This window comes from Enterococcus gilvus ATCC BAA-350 (assembly GCF_000407545.1).
Taxonomy (GTDB): domain Bacteria; phylum Bacillota; class Bacilli; order Lactobacillales; family Enterococcaceae; genus Enterococcus_A; species Enterococcus_A gilvus.
In genome coordinates this window covers 1,363,260-1,380,608 of record NZ_ASWH01000001.1, presented here as the reverse complement: position 1 = coordinate 1,380,608, position 17,349 = coordinate 1,363,260, and the positions used below count along the sequence as shown (strand labels likewise).

At 37.9% G+C, this 17,349-nt stretch carries 19 protein-coding genes; 1 reads left to right on the top strand and 18 read right to left on the bottom strand.

The window, feature by feature from the left end; genetic code table 11:
• Positions 1–17: 17 nt before the first annotated feature.
• The 17 genes from topA to I592_RS06765 all read right to left on the bottom strand — a co-directional run bounded on the left by topA (position 18) and on the right by I592_RS06765 (position 15,696).
• A complete protein-coding gene (topA, locus tag I592_RS06845) occupies positions 18–2,096 on the bottom strand; it encodes a type I DNA topoisomerase (protein WP_010780938.1) in 2,079 nt (692 codons plus the stop codon).
• A 101-nt stretch (positions 2,097–2,197) separates the two neighbouring features.
• Positions 2,198–3,052, bottom strand: coding sequence for a DNA-processing protein DprA (gene dprA / locus I592_RS06840; RefSeq protein WP_010780939.1), 855 nt, complete (start codon positions 3,050–3,052; stop codon positions 2,198–2,200).
• Positions 3,053–3,108: 56 nt separating this feature from the next.
• On the bottom strand, positions 3,109–3,873 hold the full coding sequence (locus tag I592_RS06835; RefSeq protein ID WP_010780940.1) for a ribonuclease HII: 765 nt from the start codon (positions 3,871–3,873) through the stop codon (positions 3,109–3,111).
• Positions 3,873–4,721, bottom strand: a complete 849-nt coding sequence (gene ylqF, locus I592_RS06830) for a ribosome biogenesis GTPase YlqF (RefSeq protein ID WP_010780941.1) — start codon at positions 4,719–4,721, stop codon at positions 3,873–3,875. Before ylqF ends, I592_RS06835 begins: the two co-directional genes overlap by 1 nt.
• A 381-nt stretch (positions 4,722–5,102) precedes the next feature.
• The gene (lepB, locus tag I592_RS06825) at positions 5,103–5,651 is read right to left on the bottom strand and encodes a signal peptidase I (protein WP_010780942.1); all 549 of its coding nucleotides are present in this window, start codon (positions 5,649–5,651) and stop codon (positions 5,103–5,105) included.
• A 45-nt stretch (positions 5,652–5,696) separates the two neighbouring features.
• On the bottom strand, positions 5,697–7,145 hold the full coding sequence (locus I592_RS06820; protein WP_244265162.1) for a S41 family peptidase: 1,449 nt from the start codon (positions 7,143–7,145) through the stop codon (positions 5,697–5,699).
• Positions 7,146–7,196: 51 nt separating this feature from the next.
• Positions 7,197–7,418: a YozE family protein gene (locus I592_RS06815; protein ID WP_010780944.1), complete on the bottom strand. Its 222-nt coding sequence runs from the start codon at positions 7,416–7,418 to the stop codon at positions 7,197–7,199.
• 34 nt (positions 7,419–7,452) lie between these two features.
• The gene (locus tag I592_RS06810; RefSeq protein ID WP_010780945.1) at positions 7,453–8,067 is read right to left on the bottom strand and encodes a YpmS family protein; all 615 of its coding nucleotides are present in this window, start codon (positions 8,065–8,067) and stop codon (positions 7,453–7,455) included.
• Complete coding sequence (locus I592_RS06805; protein ID WP_010780946.1) at positions 8,067–8,918, bottom strand: SGNH/GDSL hydrolase family protein; 852 nt, start codon at positions 8,916–8,918, stop codon at positions 8,067–8,069. Before I592_RS06805 ends, I592_RS06810 begins: the two co-directional genes overlap by 1 nt.
• A 50-nt stretch (positions 8,919–8,968) precedes the next feature.
• The gene (locus I592_RS06800) at positions 8,969–9,808 is read right to left on the bottom strand and encodes a DegV family protein (RefSeq protein ID WP_010780947.1); all 840 of its coding nucleotides are present in this window, start codon (positions 9,806–9,808) and stop codon (positions 8,969–8,971) included.
• Positions 9,809–9,918: 110 nt separating this feature from the next.
• Complete coding sequence (locus I592_RS06795) at positions 9,919–10,413, bottom strand: dihydrofolate reductase (RefSeq protein ID WP_010780948.1); 495 nt, start codon at positions 10,411–10,413, stop codon at positions 9,919–9,921.
• Positions 10,414–10,511: 98 nt separating this feature from the next.
• Positions 10,512–12,386, bottom strand: a complete 1,875-nt coding sequence (locus I592_RS06790) for an ABC-F family ATP-binding cassette domain-containing protein (protein WP_010780949.1) — start codon at positions 12,384–12,386, stop codon at positions 10,512–10,514.
• Positions 12,387–12,466: 80 nt separating this feature from the next.
• Positions 12,467–13,048: a MarR family winged helix-turn-helix transcriptional regulator gene (locus tag I592_RS06785; RefSeq protein ID WP_010780950.1), complete on the bottom strand. Its 582-nt coding sequence runs from the start codon at positions 13,046–13,048 to the stop codon at positions 12,467–12,469.
• 199 nt (positions 13,049–13,247) lie between these two features.
• Positions 13,248–13,700 carry a hypothetical protein gene (locus tag I592_RS06780; protein ID WP_010780951.1) on the bottom strand — a complete coding sequence of 151 codons (453 nt, stop codon included), beginning with the start codon at positions 13,698–13,700 and terminating at the stop codon, positions 13,248–13,250.
• Positions 13,701–13,772: 72 nt separating this feature from the next.
• Positions 13,773–14,135: a thioesterase family protein gene (locus I592_RS06775; RefSeq protein WP_010780952.1), complete on the bottom strand. Its 363-nt coding sequence runs from the start codon at positions 14,133–14,135 to the stop codon at positions 13,773–13,775.
• Positions 14,132–15,349, bottom strand: coding sequence for a CCA tRNA nucleotidyltransferase (locus tag I592_RS06770; protein WP_010780953.1), 1,218 nt, complete (start codon positions 15,347–15,349; stop codon positions 14,132–14,134). Before I592_RS06770 ends, I592_RS06775 begins: the two co-directional genes overlap by 4 nt.
• A complete protein-coding gene (locus I592_RS06765; RefSeq protein ID WP_010780954.1) occupies positions 15,346–15,696 on the bottom strand; it encodes a nucleotide pyrophosphohydrolase in 351 nt (116 codons plus the stop codon). Before I592_RS06765 ends, I592_RS06770 begins: the two co-directional genes overlap by 4 nt.
• Before the next feature lie 163 nt (positions 15,697–15,859).
• Here I592_RS06765 and I592_RS06760 point away from each other — a divergent pair, with 163 nt between their 5' ends.
• Positions 15,860–16,750, top strand: a complete 891-nt coding sequence (locus I592_RS06760) for a YitT family protein (protein ID WP_010780955.1) — start codon at positions 15,860–15,862, stop codon at positions 16,748–16,750.
• Between the two features lie 43 nt (positions 16,751–16,793).
• On the opposite strand, the gene I592_RS06755 is transcribed toward I592_RS06760, so the two are convergent.
• A complete protein-coding gene (locus I592_RS06755) occupies positions 16,794–17,339 on the bottom strand; it encodes a YpiB family protein (RefSeq protein ID WP_010780956.1) in 546 nt (181 codons plus the stop codon).
• Positions 17,340–17,349 lie beyond the last annotated feature (10 nt).

Sequence of the window (17,349 nt, the reverse complement as noted above, 5' to 3'; positions counted from 1 at the left end):
ATTCCTCACTTGTAAGGTTATTTTTGTACGGTTTCTTCATAATCGCCATTGATACAAACGACTTGTTTACCGCCTTTAACTTTTTTCTCTACTAAATAGCCATCACATTTTGGACAATTACGGCCGATTGGTTTATCCCATGAAGTAAAATCACAATCAGGATACCGTGAGCATCCGTAAAACAAACGATTTTTCTTTGACTTACGTTCGACAACTTGTCCTTTATGACAAACTGGACATTCTACACCGATTTCTTTAATTATCGGCTTCGTGTTTCGACAATCCGGGAAATTGCTACATGCATAAAATTTTCCATAACGACCAAGCTTAATTACCATAGGATGTCCACAAACGTCGCAATCAAACCCAGCAGGTTCGTCTTTGATCTGGATTTTTTCAATCCCTTCCTCGGCTTTTTCTAATTCGACCGCAAAAGGTTTATAAAAACGATCAACGACCTTCGTCCATTCTTCTTTGCCTTCTTCAATTTTATCTAAATCATTTTCCATTTCTGCCGTAAAATTGACATCGATGATTTGCGGGAAGAAGTCGACAATCAATGTATTGACGATTTCACCAAGTTCTGTTGGCTCAAAACGACGTTGCGTCAATTTTACATAATAGCGGCGTTGAATCGTGTCTAATGTTGGCGCATAAGTTGAAGGGCGACCAACACCGTTTTCTTCTAACGTCTTAATCAGTGTTGCTTCACTAAAGCGTGCGGGTGGTTGAGTAAAGTGTTGTTTCGGTTCAATATTGACAGATTGAACGATGTCGCCTTTTTCAAGTTCAGGTAAGATGTTCTCCTTGTCTTCTTTTCCATCATCGCGACCTTCAATATAAACTTGCATAAACCCTTTAAACTTAATTTTTGAACCATTCGCTATAAAAATTACACCATTTTGTTCTAACGTTACTTTCATTGTATCTAAAATCGCTGCTGTCATTTGACTGGCAACAAAACGTGACCAAATTAACGTATATAATTTTAATTGATCCTTATCCAAATACTGTTTCATCTCATCGGGTGTACGATGCACACTCGTAGGGCGGATTGCCTCGTGAGCGTCTTGCGCTCCTTGAGGATTTTTTACCTTACGTGCATGATGCTGAGAATATTCTTTACCATATTTTTTTTCGATGAATTCAGCCGCTTCAGTTTTAGCTGTGTCCGAAATACGAGTCGAATCGGTACGCATATAAGTAATCAAACCTACCGTTCCTTGCTTTCCTAATGCTATTCCTTCATACAACTGCTGTGCAACCATCATAGTTTTTCGCGTTCGGAAATTAAGCTTACGAGCAGACTCCTGTTGCATATTACTTGTTGTAAATGGCAACGCTGGATTACGTTTGCGTTCCTTTTTCTCAACCTTGGTAACTTCATAATCTTTACCATTGATTTTCGAGGTAATCTCTTTTACAGCTTCTGCATCAGATAATTTTTTCTTTTTCCCATCAATTCCCCAAAAATTGGCTTTGAATTTCTTCGTTTTCTTTTTGAAGTTTCCATCAATACTCCAATACTCTTCAGGAATGAATTTTCGAATTTCTTGTTCACGGTCAATGATGATTTTTAATGCAATGGACTGAACACGACCAGCGCTCAATCCTTTTTTTATTTTCTTCCAAAGGATCGGCGAAATAGAGTAGCCAACGAGGCGATCCAGAGCACGACGCGCTTGTTGAGCATCCACCAAAGAAACATCGATTGATCGAGGCTCTTTAAACGCGGCTTTAACAGCATCTTTTGTAATTTCATTAAAAACTACCCGATTTTTGTCTTTTAGGTCTAACCCCAATAAATAGGCAAGATGCCAAGCGATAGCTTCTCCTTCTCTATCCGGGTCACTCGCTAGATAAACTTTTTCTGCTTTTTTTGCCGCTTGCTTCAATCCTTTAATGACATCACCTTTGCCGCGGATGGAAATGTAATGGGGTTCATAATTGTTCTCAACATCAATCCCCATTTTGCTTTTTGGTAAGTCGCGAACATGACCGACGCTTGCCACCACTTTGTAGTTTCTTCCTAAATATTTCTCAATGGTCTTGGCTTTCGCCGGTGATTCAACGATAACTAGGTATTTATAGGCCAAATGCTTTTGCCTCCTCAATTTTTTCTACTATTATATATCGGTAAGTACTGACAAATCGTAGCCTATAATACGCTATTCATTTTTTGTTTGTCAAGTCAGGTCTAACGAATTTTCTTCCACAAATCATAGGAATCAAAAATATCTTGGGCCTTTTCAACGCAGATTGCACCATCTTGAATCAATTGATGACACCCACTAGAACGACCGTCCAAAATGGATCCTGGAACAACAAAAACATCTTTGCCATAGTCCAGAGCCTGTTGCGCTGTAATCAGTGAACCGCTCCGTTTCTTTGCTTCAACCACCAATACACCACTACTTAATCCGGCAATGATTCGATTACGCATGGGGAAATGAAATTTAGCTGGCGAGGTGCCATTGGGGTATTCACTTAATACTAAATGCTGTTGACTCATTTCGATTTGCAAATTCCCACTACTTTTAGGATAACAAATATCTAAGCCGGTTCCAACTACACCAATCGTTTTTCCTTGATTGCTTATAGCAAATTGATGAGCAAAACTATCAATCCCCTTCGCTAAGCCACTAACGATAACGAATCCTCTTTTAGTCAGCTCGGGCATCAACTCTTCTAATACTTGATACCCATACTTCGTTGCTTCTCGAGCACCGACGACAGCAAGCATATCTCTCTTTAATAATTTTATGTTCCCTTTGTAAAAAATGACTAAAGGAGGTGTTGGGACATGCCGCAACGTCTCTGGATACTCTTCATCTTCAATTGTAATATAGTGATGGGTAGAGTTGATCTCGTGCAAAAAATCATCTGTTAATTCGTTCCAATTATTGGATTTTGTTGTTTGGGCTAATAGTCGAATCTCTAGTCCATCAAAATGCCAACGTTGATGACGCTTTGCGAATTGGTACACACGATGCTTGCCAAAAGCGCCGATACCTTTTGTTAAACTCAAACGTAATAGAAAATTATTTTTCAAAAAAATCCCTCATTTCATATCTTTACTAAAAAGATACGAAAAAAAAGGGATATTCTTTATTTATTTTTAATTGGTGCAAAAGTTTTTCTGTGGATGGGTAAAATTCCTTGTTCATCAATTGCCTTCAAATGTTCTTTGGTCCCGTAACCTGCATTTTTTGCAAATCCATATTCAGGATACCGCTCTCCGTAATTTGCCATCCACTCGTCTCGATAAACTTTGGCAATAATACTTGCAGCAGCTATTGATACTGAACGGGCATCACCTTTGATAATTTTTTCCTGTGGAAGGCCGTTATCTAAAGCCATTGCGTCAATCAGTAAACAATCCGGAGCAATTTCCAAATGATCAATTGCTCGTTGCATAGCAACTTTAGTCGCCTGATAAATGTTTAGCTGATCAATTTCCTCAGCAGTTGCTTCACCAATTCCGATGGCACGAGCATTTTTTTTAATCTCTTTCACCAGCTCCTCTCTTTTATTAGAAGAAAGCTGCTTAGAATCATTTAAACCAAGTATAGCATGTCCATCATTCAAAATTACCGCTGCAGCGACTACCGGACCGGCCAAGGGACCACGTCCCACTTCATCAATACCACAAATCGCTCGAAAACCGGCGGCTTTTTTCTCTTCTTCAAAGAGAGACATTTCTTTATATTTTTTTTCCAGCGCCAGGTACTTATCTTTCTTTCTTTGCCATTGTGATACGGCAAGCTGTACGCCTTTTCGTGTATCCTTCTGAAACTCGATTAAACGTGGATCATCAGGAGTGGTGATTTCTTTCAGTATTTCCTTAATTTTACTTACTGCTATTTTTTCCATTAGTCATTATGCTCCTCAAAACGATCCAAAGTAAAGCGCCCTAATCTGCCTTGTCTCAATTCAAGAATCAACATCTCACTTGCTCGCTCATAATCTTCTTTGAAGCCACGCTTCTCAGAAATTAACATTAATAATTCAGGCAATTCCATAAATAAATCATCCTGTGTTAATTTATAACGTTCTTTTAATTGCTCTGGGTAAAAACGGCAAAATATTTCTAGTTCATAAAGTGCTAAGTCATCTAAATGAAGAAGATCATCTTTAATTGCTCCAGTCAGAGCCAGCTTTTTCCCAACAGAAGGATCTTCAAACTTAGGCCATAAAATCCCTGGTGTATCCAATAATTCTAATTGTGATCCAAAACGAAGCCATTGTTGCCCTTTCGTGACACCTGGGCGATTTCCCGTACTCGCAACTTTTTTACCAGCCAGATGATTCAGTAACGTTGATTTGCCTACATTGGGGATTCCTAAAACCATTGCGCGAATCGCCCGCGGTTTTAGTCCTCTTTCCTTGTCACGCGTAATTTTATCTGCTAGAACCTTCTTACTAGCAGGAACTATTTGCTTTACACTTTTATCATCTTTTGCAGTTAAAGCAAGAACGTGCTGTCCTTGCTCACGAAAATAATTCACCCATAAGTTGGTTTGGCTTAAATCAGCCAAATCTGATTTGTTTAGCAAGATCAATCGTGGTTTATTTTGTACAATTTGATCTAACATGGGATTGCGAGATGATAAAGGGAGTCTAGCATCAATTAATTCAAAAACGATATCGACAAATTTTAATTTTTCAGAGACCTCACGTCTCGCCTTGGCCATGTGACCAGGAAACCATTGAATGGTCATAAACAGTTCCTCCTTAGCACACTCTCACTGAGCGTATTGAATCTAAAACTTAAAAAGCAGGTATTATTTAATACTAAAAATAAGAGCATGCATTAATTGCACACAACAATCTTTTGTTTTTTTATTTCAACTATTATTCCACACGCTATTGTAACACAACTCTTCTTTTAATGTTTTTCTATAAAAACTTTTTGAATAATCATTGATCAAAAATTATTATCCAAATTCCAGTATTTTTGACAAACGGCTTCATTTTCTTTTGTTAACTTAAAGGGTATGATGCTCCCTTTTTTCACTGAATCTGTGATTTACTATTGTTTGAGAAGACGCGAACACTTTCTCAAATATATTCAAAATAAAAAGACGGTTCGAACCATCTTTTTACGAAATAATTTTAATATGTTTTATCGGATAGTAGACTGCTTGCGCTTTCCCTAAAATATCCTTACTTTGAACAGTTCCAAAAGAGCGGCTGTCTTTTGAAATTCTCCGATTGTCCCCTAAAACAAAATACTCATTGGGGGGCAACTTCTTTTCACCGATCAATTCTTCTAATTGAAAATCTGTCGTATACGGAGAAACTTGGTGGTCATGATTTCGATTGTTGGTAAGAAAAGACTCAGATATTTTGTTTCCATTGATGTAAAGTTGATCTTTTTCATATCGAATTTCATCACCAGGGAGTCCTATCACTCGTTTTATATAAATCGTCCCATCGGACTGTTGAAAAACAATAACATCAAATCGTCTTACCTTACTAAACTTTTCCATCAAGACCATGTCCCCTTGACTCAAGGTTTGATCCATTGAATTGCCTGTCACCGGAACAGGAATTAATAAGAATCCACGAATCACCACACCAATAAAGAGGGAAATTAATAAATATTTCACGGCCAACCATAAATGACCTTTGGTTAATAAAGATTTCAATTGTTTCCCTCCCTGTTCTCTAGAACACCAGAGTCCACTTTAAAGCTATTTTTTTAATGTTTCTAAAGCTTTTGCATAAGCAACATCATTGGTTTTAACAAGCTTGAAGACTTTTTCTTGCAAAACATCAACTGTTTTGTCATCCAACGCACCCGTAGCAGACAAATTGTTTTCTGTCTGAATTTTTAGGACAGCATCTCGTGTCGCTTCATTAAACACATTACCCTCTGTTGGATACCCCAACGCGTTTAATATCGTATTGATATTCTTCACTACATCCCCAGTGTCCCCGATACGCCAATTGGATTGCTTAGAAATGGGTGGAAGTTTTGCATACTCAGGGTAATCTGCTTCTATCGTTGGAGCTACTCCTTTGCCTTCGACGGATGAACCATCTGGAGCAAACCACTTCATGATAGTTAACTGGACGTAATTATCCTTTCCAATGGGGCTAATGCTTTGAACACTGCCTTTGCCAAAAGTATTTACCCCGATGATAGGATAGTTCTTATTTTTGACTGCTGCTGCTAAAAGCTCAGCACCATAGGAGCTCTCTTGATCAACCAGGAAAACGGTAGGTTCCTTTACTTTAAATCCTTGATCAATCTTTTTTCCTGCTTTATCAATGGAAATAATTTTTTTATTATTTGAAAACTGAGCGATCGTATCGCCATTTTCTAAAAAGTAACTTGCTACTCGTTCGGCTTCAGCGATCAATCCACCAGAATTTTGGCGCAAGTCTATAATAAATGACTTCGCACCTTCTTTTCTTAGCTGTTCGATTATTGTTCGAAATTCAAGTGCAGTGGTTTCCCTAAAGTTATCAATTTGAATGGAACCAATTGATTTATCCTCTGGATCTAAATTGCCTTTGACTGTATCTTCTGGAACAATATCACGCTCTAACGTTACCTCAAAATCTTCATCACCGCGCTTAATAAGTAACTTGACCTGAGTCCCTTTGTTTCCGCGAATCATACTTGAAATTTGATCTAACGATTTATCTTTTGTTTTTTGGCCGTTGACTTCTAAAATAACATCCTCTGCCTTCAATTTGGCTTTTTCAGCAGGAGAATTTTTTACAGGAACACGGTCAATAACTGGCAAACGATTTTCTAATTGCAAATTGGCTCCGATTCCTTCAAAGCTTCCAGCAACTTTTGCATTCAGTTCCTTTGTTTCTGTCGCCGTCAGAAACTCTGATTCAGGATCTTTTAAAGATTCTGTCATTCCATTTAAAGCACCTTGAATCAATTGTTCTTTATTCACTTTATCTACATAATTGGTACTAATCAAATCATATAAATCTTGGACATCGTCCAAATCATTTCTCGTGATTTTAACGACAGAGTCATTATCCATTGCCTGTTTCTGCTCAATAAAATGAGTAACAACAGCAGTGATCACGACAGTACATACGATCGATATTAAAAAAATCGATACTGGTAACGTTTTTTTCTGCAAGGCGCATTTTCCTTTCACCCTTTTTTTCATGATAGCATGCTAGAAAAAAAAGGAAAAGCCTTCTACAACTTTTCCTTTTTTTTATTTATTGTTTTCTAAATATTTATCCCAAAGTTGATCAAAAAGATCCATTGAGTCCAAATAATCCACACTTAGTTCCAAGTAATCCGTAATCTCATGATAGTCATCTGAATGTTTAGGAAACATGATGTCTTTTGCAACAGACTCTGCAAAAGCCTCAACAGGATCATTCGGACGATGACCACGCTGAGTCAAAATATAATGGTAAAAGCTTCTTCTCAATTTAATGCCACCTCAACGATCACTAGTAATTCTTTTAGTCATTTGCCTTTTTTTCTTTTGGTAAATACAAACTAAATTGAATGTCATCACCTACAAGATCAATATGATTTGCTTTGATAAACATTCCATTACTCATTTTAAATTCATTCAATTTCAGAACGATAGTTTGCTCTTCCGGATCAATTGCTACCCATTTGGGGAATTTGTAGCCACGCTTTACGGTAGCCATAACTTGACTCACGGGTAAGTTTAAAGATCCTATAGACAAATCTCGGGCTTTCAATTGGACATTGCCATTATCCATAACATACGGATCAAAGTAAAGATAAAAATCCACTTTCGCTCCTAATATTTTGAATTCACCTTTTAGCATGGCTTGATTTTCTAAATAAAACTCATATTTAATATCGGAACCCTTTTGAAGATCATTTAGAAAATATTCCATGACCGTATTCAATTTCTTTTTATTGGTGTTCATTGTTAAAACAGGAGAACCTTTCGGTACCGTCGTTTCAGCGCTTGAAGGCAGATTCGTTTCTCGAGCTGTAAATATACGGACAGTAGAAAAAATGACGCCTCCTAAAATAACACCGATCAACACGAGGAAAGCCACTTTCCAGCCGTTGATTTTTTTCATTTTTTCCTTCATTAATTGCTCTCCTTTATTAACCACAAATCTTTTGTCTCTACTATTTTTTCTTGAATTGCTGTAGCCATTAATTGATATCCTAAATTGTTAGGATGAAAATTGTCTTCATCGTATAAGGCATTGTTTTTAACCTCAGAATTTGAGCTTTCATTTGTTTGACCACTGTCCTTTGTTGCAATCCCTTTGTAAAGAAGATCGTTAACGGGAACAAAAAAGCAGTTTTTCGTCTCTTTTGTTAAACTCTGAGTTTCGTCATTCCAATTATCAACGACAGTCTGCATGGCTTTTATATCTGGGAAATTCAAGAAATAGGGATTGTAAATTCCTATAATGTAAATAGGGGCGTTGGGATTTAATTCCCGCATTTCTTCTAAAATATTTTTGACATGCTCCCCGTATTTTTTAATAGGCCGGTCAAATTGCTTCGCATTTTTCGCAGTAAGGTTTTTCTGAAACGCTTGAAAGAGATCGTTTCCCCCAACCGTCATCGTAATAAAATCTGCACTTGCTAAACTACTTCGCAAATCTGTATCTTTTTTTACACGCTTTAATATTTGATCACTGCGCTCGCCAGAAACACCATAATTATTTTTTTCGATTGAAGTTAATCCATATTTTTGTTGTAAGGCATCCGCTACTAAGGGGACATAGCCACCGCGTTTTGTCTGGTCGCCGACTCCTTCTGTAAGTGAGTCTCCCACAGCTACAAAGTGAACAGATTTCTTATAATTTTGACTTTCATCCCGAACGACGCGGATTCTAGATTCGGCTTTCGGAATTGTTAAGAAGAGAATAAGCAAAGTAACCACTGCTGTAACTAAAGGAACCACTATTATTGAAAATCGTTTCATTCATCTACTCCTTTGTAAAAAAACGCCTCTATTTCTAGAGGCAAGTTCGACTACTCTGTATAATACATGATCGCAAATGCGCCCGGCCCCGTATGCGTGGCAACGATTGGATTCGTATGCAGCACAGGTATATGCATATCTGGGAACATTTCTTGAAGTGCTAGCTTGGCTTCATCGATAAACTCAAGTTTGCCAGCATAAGAAATACCAATTTGTTTTACATTGACTTTTGTTAGCTCATCTTTAAATGCCGTGAACCATTTACTAAATGTTTTCTTCCCGCGGCCTTTCGTAATGGGTAATAATTCACCCTCTTCAAGCTCCATGACCACTCGCATATTCAATACACTTGAAATAACCCCTGCGACTCGACTAATGCGCCCGCCTTTCACTAAGTTATCAAGTGAAGAAATACCGATAAATAGTTTGCTGTGATTTTTTACTTGTTCGACACCTGCCAAGACCTCATCTAGACTTGCCCCTGACTGTGCCAATTTTGCAGCTTCGATCACTTGAAAAGCTTGGGATTGGTCAATAAATCCGCAATCAATAACTGTTACATTACTGCTACTTAAGAAAGTTGCTTGTCTAGCAGCTTCAGCGGTTCCGCTTAAAGTATGAGACATGTGGATCGAGACGATCGAGCTGCCATCTTTACCTAATTCATCATAAAGTTCGGCAAAATATCCAATTGGAGGTTGGCTAGTCTTCGGTAAATTTTTAGCTTGTGCCATCATGGCCATAAACTTTTCACCGGTTAACTCATCATCGTCAGGATAGACCACGTCATCAATCATGACAGATAGTGGAATTACAGTAATATTTAATTCATCTCGCACCGATTTTTCAATCGTACAAGAAGAGTCGGTTACAATTTTAACATTTGGCATTCTGATCCTTCTTTCCATACCTAGTTTCAAATTAATTTTAGTATATCAAACCTTATGAAATAAATCATTCTTGAAACTATTTCTTTATAAATCTTGAAAAAACCGTGCCATTAAGACCCGGTTCTTTCATACGTTTCAAAATAATAGCGATAAGGATTTTTGTCATCTCTTTGTCCTTGTCTTCGCTCAGTCAGCTGCCACTCGTCCCAATTCGTATTAGGAAAATAGGCATCGCCTTCAAAACTAGCTTCGATGAACGTTCGATAGATTTTCTTACAATGGGGCATGAATTCGGTATAGATTGCAGACCCTCCTGCAATAAAAATGTTCCCATTATTTTTTTTATCGAAATCGAGCACTTCCTCTAGTGAGTGCATGATTAAAACATTTTCAGCATGATAGTCTTTATCATGAGTCAATACAATTGTCTTCCTACGTGGCAAGGGGCGTCCACCCATTCCCTCAAATGTTTTACGTCCCATCACTAAGGTGTGCTCTAATGTCATTTCCTTGAAGAAACGCAAATCATTTGGCAAATGCCAAGGCAAATGGTTATCCTTGCCAATCAAGCCATTTTTATCCTGTGCCCAAATCGCAATCAGCATTGTTTCCCTCCAAACTTAATAGCATCGTCTTTTTATAAATACAACGAGATACTCGTAAAAAATCTCTCTTGATAAAAATAAATATTAGAATCACAGAATTATTGATCTTCTAAGATCTCACTGAGATATTCCCAGCGATTCATCATCTCCTCAAGTAATTGTTCGTTTTTTTCAATTTCTTTTTGTAAATCTTGCAGCTTCGTGAAGTCGTCCCCTTGATGGTTCATTTCTTCTGTTAAGTCTTCTATTCTGCTTTCTAGAATTGAAATGTCCTCTTCGATTGTATCCCACTCTTTTTGTTCATTATAGGAAAGCTTTTTCTTTCGTTCCTTTGTTTGACTTTTTTGTTTGACTTGCTTTTCTTCTTTTATTGGAGACTGCTGTTCCAAGAAATCCATAATGGAACCGAAGTAAGGAATGATCCTGCCGTTCCCTTCAAAAATAAGTAACTTTTCCGCAACCTTATCTAGGAAATAGCGATCATGCGAAACCGTAATAACCGCTCCTGAAAATTCTGCTAAATAATCCTCTAATACAGTCAACGTAGCAATGTCTAAGTCATTCGTCGGTTCATCTAAGAGCAATACATTCGGCTGTTGAATCAATAATTTTAGCAAATACAGCCGTCGTTTTTCCCCACCAGACAATTTTCCAATCAATGTCCCGTGCATAAAACGTGGGAATAAAAAACGCTCCAATAGTTCTGCTACGCCAATTTGAGAGCCGTTTCGCTGTTTCACTTCTTCCGCAGCTTCTTGTAAATACGCGATCATACGCTTGTTTGGGTCTAATGTTTCATTTTGTTGTGTGTAATAAGCCAAACGAACCGTTTCCCCAACTTCAAATAAACCATCGTCTAATTGTAGACGTCCAGCTAGAATATTCAGCAGTGTTGATTTACCTGCACCGTTTTTCCCAGTGATACCTAACCGTTCTCTAGTTTGAATGAGCAAATCAAAATGGTTCAAAATTACGTTTTCACCAATGCTGTACTCTGCTTCTTTCAACTCTAAAACTTTTTTTCCAAGACGAGTAGTTGCTATATTCATTTCAAGCTGTCCGTCAGTCTTTACTTGATGAAGATTTTCTTTCAAATCTTCAAAACGGTTTATACGCGCCTGTTGCTTTGTCGTTCGCGCTTTTGCCCCAGCTCTCATCCAAGCGAGTTCTTGTTTATATAATTGCTTTCTTTTTCCCTCTTGCTCCATGTCCACGCGATCGCGTTCCGCTTTTTCCACTAAATAAGACTCATAATTTCCTTGATATTCAAATAGTTTCCCAAAAGAAAGCTCAAAAATGCGATTCGTCACATGATCCAAGAAATACCGATCATGGGTAACCATTAAAAGAGAACCTGTATACGCTTTTAAGTAACCCTCTAACCACTGAATGGCATCATAATCAAGATGATTTGTTGGTTCATCCAATAATAATAGATCGGGTGCATCGATTAGAACTTGAGCTAAAGCCACTCGCTTAATTTGACCACCAGAAAGTTCGCCAATCTTTTTCTCTAATTCATGAATTCCAAGTTTATTTAAAATCGCTTTTGCTTCGCTATCTGCAGTCCATGTATCCTGCTTATTCATTGCTTCTTCTGCCAAGGTAAATTGACGCTGTGATTCTCTATTATTCTCATACTCTAAACGTAACAACGCTTTCTCATAATCCCGAACAGTCTGCATTAACGGATTATCTCCCTGGAAAACAGCATCGAGAACTACTAACTCTTGAGAAAAATTTTGCTCTTGCGGCAAATAGCCAATTCGATAATCGCTCGCCTTGTCGATTGCTGAAACATCCCCATCGCCGCTGTCTCTCCCAGAGAGTATTGTCAGTAAACTTGATTTCCCTGTTCCATTTACACCGATCAGACCGATTCTATCCTTTTCATGGATTAGAAAGGAAATACGATCAAATAAAGTTTTATCGCCAAATGTTTTATAAAGATCCGTAACTTTTAATTCTTTCATTCTGAACCATCCTCAAATTTCTCTCAGTTATTGTAACAAAAAAAAGCCATAAAGGAAATTTTTCCTTTACAGCTTTCTCATTACCAGTTAAATCCACTAAATTCATCAAAGTGGTGAGGATGTCCAGGCCCTCTACCATGAGGACCTCTGAAGCCATGGGGGCCATGTTCATGGGGGGAATGAGGACCGGCAAAATCGCCACCGCCGCCAAAGGACTCTTCTGAATCTTCTTCACCTAATTGATTCTTCAACGTTTCACTTAGTTTCTCAACTAAACGTGACCATTCTTCTTTTTCTCCATCTGTAAAATCTGCAAACAACTCTTCGCCAAAATCAGGTCTTTCTGAAATTTTTTCGGCTTCTTCTTTTCCGAGATCTGTTAATCGAATAATCATGATTCGACGATCTTGGTCGGACGCTTTTCGAGTGATTAATTCTTTGTCCTCAAGTTTTTGTAGCAGCTCTCCGACAGATTGTGGTCTCATTCCTAAAACAAACGTAAGGTCTTTTTGACTGATCTCTGGATTCATCTTCAACAAAGTTAAGACGCGACCTTGACCTCGATGAGGACCAAATCCCTCCTTTTTCGCCATTTTACGATGATAATAACGCCGCAAATCATGTTGTAATCTCATAAATTGTTCATTCGTTTGATTTTCCATCATTCATCTCTCCTTTTGTTAAGGTACCTTATAAATACATAATACAGGTACCTTAGTAAAAAAGCAAGCAACTTTCTCAAATTATTCTGGTACCTTAATAATTGCTTTACAATTTTCCTTACAATCAAGAACAACGATTTAATTCGCACAACTGTTCAATAAAAAAAGCATCCTAATTAGGATGCTCCGTAACAGATCTTTAAAATTGGTCCCCGTAAACATCATCAACATTTTTTGTTGGATCAATCACGATGTATAAACTTTTCGTTTTTTCAGAGACCTTTGTTGATTGGTAAATATTGTCTAATCCTTCGTGGTCTTTATCCTTATAAGGGAAATAAACAGAATCAGGATGTCCCGCGCGATAGATGATTTCCATACGTTCAATGTCCTCGAATTTGCGAGCACGCTCAAACATTCCTAACTCTAAACCGCCCAGATTGATATCTGTTGTTTGGACATGGTCCCCTTCTTGATAAATTTCAATTTTGAAGCCAGCACATGGATGTATTTCCACGAACTCACTTCCATGAATTCTTCCGAAACTAGTCGTAATTTGTTTTATCCATAAATCGCCAATGTAACGGCGATCGATGGTCCAAGTTTCGCCATTTCGAAAATAGAATTTTAACGCTGTCATTTCTCTTGCCATTCTGCATTCTCCTCACTGCTAATCTAAAAATAAGTTTAGCACACCTTGAGTAAACGGTCACATGTTGTGCTTCTACTTCAATTTTTCAAGAAAATTTGCGATTTCAACGACGACTCGTTGATGCGTTGCTTCACCAATCAACTGCTTATTATCGTAGGCTTTGATTGAAAAACTGTGTTTTTTATTATCAACTTCCATTAGCGTTGCTTCAATTCTAATTTCTTCACCAACAGATGTAGGATACAGATGCTTCACATTCATTTTAAAACCAACGCTGGTTTGCTCTGACGAAAGCTGTGATGACAGAAGGACCTTACAGCAATTTTCCATCATTGCTACCAATGCAGGGGTAGCTAAAACTTCTAAATCTCCTGATCCCATTTTAAGAGCGCTTTGTTCTTGTTTAACTAAATATTTTTTTGTTATCTCTTTCATAGCCTCTCCTTTTCTAAAAAATCCTGCGCAAAATCTAATAGTGCTTCCTTACTATTCTCGAGTCGGCCTTCAACAACTTCCTTTTCTAAAGTGCTTAATGTTTTGCTAATCCACGGACCGCGTGGGTAGTCAAAATGTTCCATTACTTCATTTCCTTTTAACTCTAAATCTTTTAAAGAATTTATTGGTAAATATTGATAGAGCAATCGAACTTTGGGTAAATTAGGCTCCCGATCAAAGTAATAGAGTAAGTATTCAACAGAAAGAGCTAACTCTCTTCCTAATTGATACAACGTCCAGTTATCCCATTCGTGTTCCAAGCGAAAGTTTAAAGCCGGAACCATCTCCGTTACTTCTCGGATCAGTTGATTCGAACATTTCCATTCCTTCATAAAATGACGAATGTCCTTAGCTTCCATATTTAGCATAGTCATTAATAGCGTCCAAGCTTGACGTTCTGTTGGAATTGCCGGACCTCGAAGCTCGGCAAAATTCAACAATGCCTCTCCATAATCACGTAACCCTGGACAATAGATATAACACTCCGATTCTACGAAAGAACGCAAGCCCGCTTCACGAAACGATCCCATCATCAACTTGACAAATTCAACGTTGATACGCTCGACAGATATTTTCGCTAATAGAGAATGGTATTCTTGAATCGCCTCAAAGGTATCCGGCTCTAATGTAAATCCTAAGTGACTGACGAATCGTAGTGCCCGCATCATGCGCAGCGCATCTTCATGAAATCGTTCATAAGGATTACCTACAGCACGTAATACTTTGTTTCTTAAATCCTCTAATCCATCAAAAAGATCAATAACGGTCCCATCAATCCCGACCGCTAACGCATTGATTGTAAAATCACGCCGTTTAAGATCTTCTTTTAATGAACGAACAAATTCTACATGATCTGGACGCCGGTAATCTTGATACGTTGATTCTGTACGGAACGTTGTAACCTCATACGTTGCCTCTTTTGTAAGTACCATCACGGTTCCGTGATCTATTCCAACATCGATCGTACGATGGAACAATTCTTTTACTTCTGCAGGAAACGCACTGGTTGCGATATCCACATCATGAATAGGCTTATTCAACAAAATATCACGAACACTCCCACCGACATAATACGCCTCGTATCCAGCATTCTGCAATTTTCTTAAAATTGGCATTGCACCTTGAAACTCTAATGGAAAAGCCTCTAGTTTCATTGATGTCCCCCCTCTATCTCACCATCAATTCGCTCAAAACGAAAATGATCCCGTTGATTGAATTTGTCCATGTTTTGATTGAAGGCTTCAGTTAAATCTATTCCTAAAGAATTTGCCATAATAATTGTTACAAATAACACGTCTCCTAGTTCCTCTTCTACAGTCTTCGGCTTTTCAGAATTTTTTTTCTTTTTTTCACCATAGTAATGATTGACCTCGCGTGCTAGTTCTCCAACTTCTTCGGTTAAACGAGCTAATTGTCCCAGCGGTGAAAAATAACCTGTTTTAAATTGTTTTATATAATCATCAACTTCTTGTTGCATGATTTTCATTGTCTTTTCATCCATCAAACCACCTCAAACCTATCTTATCAAAAAACAGATTTGTTTCCTATCATGTTGTTGTAACTAACTGAAATTCATGCTATGTTGATTGAGGATTGAATTTTAACTCAAATAAGTTATATCATTATTAAATTCGTTTCATTCATTAATAATCAGGAGGTGTCGTATGGAAACGACTTTGTCTACACGGATCAAGGAAATTACGTTCATTGTGGTGGGAACAGCCATTTACGCATTTGGTCTAGTTTATTTGAATATTGCGAATCACTTGGCAGAAGGCGGTGTCACGGGTATTACGTTGATTATTCGAGCCCTATTCGGTATTGACCCTGCTTATACTACACTAATCATTAATATTCCTTTGATTTTAATCGGTGGAAAAATATTGGGTAAACGTTCCTTCTACTATACAATTTTAGGGACCGTCTGCTTGTCTGTCTTTCTATGGATATGGCAAAGAATTCCGTTACAAATCAATTTAGATCATGATTTATTCATCGTCTCTATCTTAGCCGGACTATTTGCCGGATTTGGTAGCGGATTGGTCTATCGAAATGGTGGTACAACTGGCGGTGCAGACGTTATTGCTCGTATTTTAGAACAAAAAATCGGCTTTACTATGGGAAAATCGTTACTAGTTTTTGATATCATCGTTCTGATTTGTTCATTAACTTATCTTGATTTGAAGCGGATGATGTACACGCTGATTGTTTCATTCGTTTTCAGTAAAGTCGTAGATATGCTGTCATCTGGCGGGTACGCTGCTAAAGGTGTGATGATCATTTCCAACGAAAGCAATGTCATCGCTGAACTGTTGATGGCGCATTTAGAGCGGGGCGTCACGTATCTTCATGGCGAAGGCGGTTTTTCTTCGGAGTTAAAGCGAATCGTTTATATCGTCGTTTCGCAGCAAGAAATCAACGAAGTGAAGAAACTTGTTCATTCTGTCGACGAAAAAGCATTTATTTTAATAAGTAATGTACACGATGTCGAGGGCGAAGGTTTTACTTATTTGAAGCCGCAACGGCGAAGATTTACTTTAAAAAGGACCAATTAAAAAAACACAGACACGCATGAAACCGTCATGCTGTCTGTGTTTTTTATTCATGTAATGTTAACTTCAACCGATTCAGTTCATCGGATAACATGAGAAAAGCTTCTCTGTCCCCGTCTTCAAGAGCCATGTCAATTTGTTTTTTTAATAGATTGGCCTGTGCTTCTTGTTCTTCATATTTTAAATAATTCTCTACTTCCAAAACAATTTCCTCACTGACCGTATCGTTCCAAGAAAGTGCCGGATTGTCTTCAAGAACAGATAAGTATTGTGAATTTTGCCATGAATTTGGGAAAATACATTCCAAATATAGAGGCTGCTGCCAATGCAAACGAATTTCATGAAAAATTTGATCGCTGTTAGAAAACTGATGTCCTTCAATTGTAAACACCATTGGTTCATCCCGTTGAGTGATATCCCTAAATACTAAGCCCCGCTTTGTTTCAAGCGCTTGCTCTACTATATGGACATTTCTAAGGATTGCCTCATGATTAATTAAATAGTTCAAAATCCAAATCACTTCGCGCCGCTGAAAACTAACATTGTTTATCAGCCACACAAGAAACTCACGTTTTTCACTTACATCGATCATTTTCTTCACC

Excerpts from the sequence above, each read along its gene's own strand:
- I592_RS06790 (WP_010780949.1), bottom strand. The coding sequence starts at position 12,386 with ATGAAAGAATTAAAAGTTACGGATCTTTATAAAACATTTGGCGATAAA.
- I592_RS06805 (WP_010780946.1), bottom strand. The coding sequence starts at position 8,918 with ATGAAACGATTTTCAATAATAGTGGTTCCTTTAGTTACAGCAGTGGTT.
- I592_RS06795 (WP_010780948.1), bottom strand. The coding sequence starts at position 10,413 with ATGCTGATTGCGATTTGGGCACAGGATAAAAATGGCTTGATTGGCAAG.
- I592_RS06755 (WP_010780956.1), bottom strand. The coding sequence starts at position 17,339 with ATGATCGATGTAAGTGAAAAACGTGAGTTTCTTGTGTGGCTGATAAAC.
- ylqF (WP_010780941.1), bottom strand. The coding sequence starts at position 4,721 with ATGACCATTCAATGGTTTCCTGGTCACATGGCCAAGGCGAGACGTGAG.
- I592_RS06835 (WP_010780940.1), bottom strand. The coding sequence starts at position 3,873 with ATGGAAAAAATAGCAGTAAGTAAAATTAAGGAAATACTGAAAGAAATC.
- I592_RS06785 (WP_010780950.1), bottom strand. The coding sequence starts at position 13,048 with ATGGAAAATCAAACGAATGAACAATTTATGAGATTACAACATGATTTG.
- I592_RS06800 (WP_010780947.1), bottom strand. The coding sequence starts at position 9,808 with ATGCCAAATGTTAAAATTGTAACCGACTCTTCTTGTACGATTGAAAAA.
- I592_RS06760 (WP_010780955.1), top strand. The coding sequence starts at position 15,860 with ATGGAAACGACTTTGTCTACACGGATCAAGGAAATTACGTTCATTGTG.
- I592_RS06820 (WP_244265162.1), bottom strand. The coding sequence starts at position 7,145 with ATGAAAAAAAGGGTGAAAGGAAAATGCGCCTTGCAGAAAAAAACGTTA.
- I592_RS06780 (WP_010780951.1), bottom strand. The coding sequence starts at position 13,700 with ATGGCAAGAGAAATGACAGCGTTAAAATTCTATTTTCGAAATGGCGAA.
- I592_RS06765 (WP_010780954.1), bottom strand. The coding sequence starts at position 15,696 with ATGGATGAAAAGACAATGAAAATCATGCAACAAGAAGTTGATGATTAT.
- I592_RS06770 (WP_010780953.1), bottom strand. The coding sequence starts at position 15,349 with ATGAAACTAGAGGCTTTTCCATTAGAGTTTCAAGGTGCAATGCCAATT.
- I592_RS06775 (WP_010780952.1), bottom strand. The coding sequence starts at position 14,135 with ATGAAAGAGATAACAAAAAAATATTTAGTTAAACAAGAACAAAGCGCT.
- I592_RS06810 (WP_010780945.1), bottom strand. The coding sequence starts at position 8,067 with ATGAAGGAAAAAATGAAAAAAATCAACGGCTGGAAAGTGGCTTTCCTC.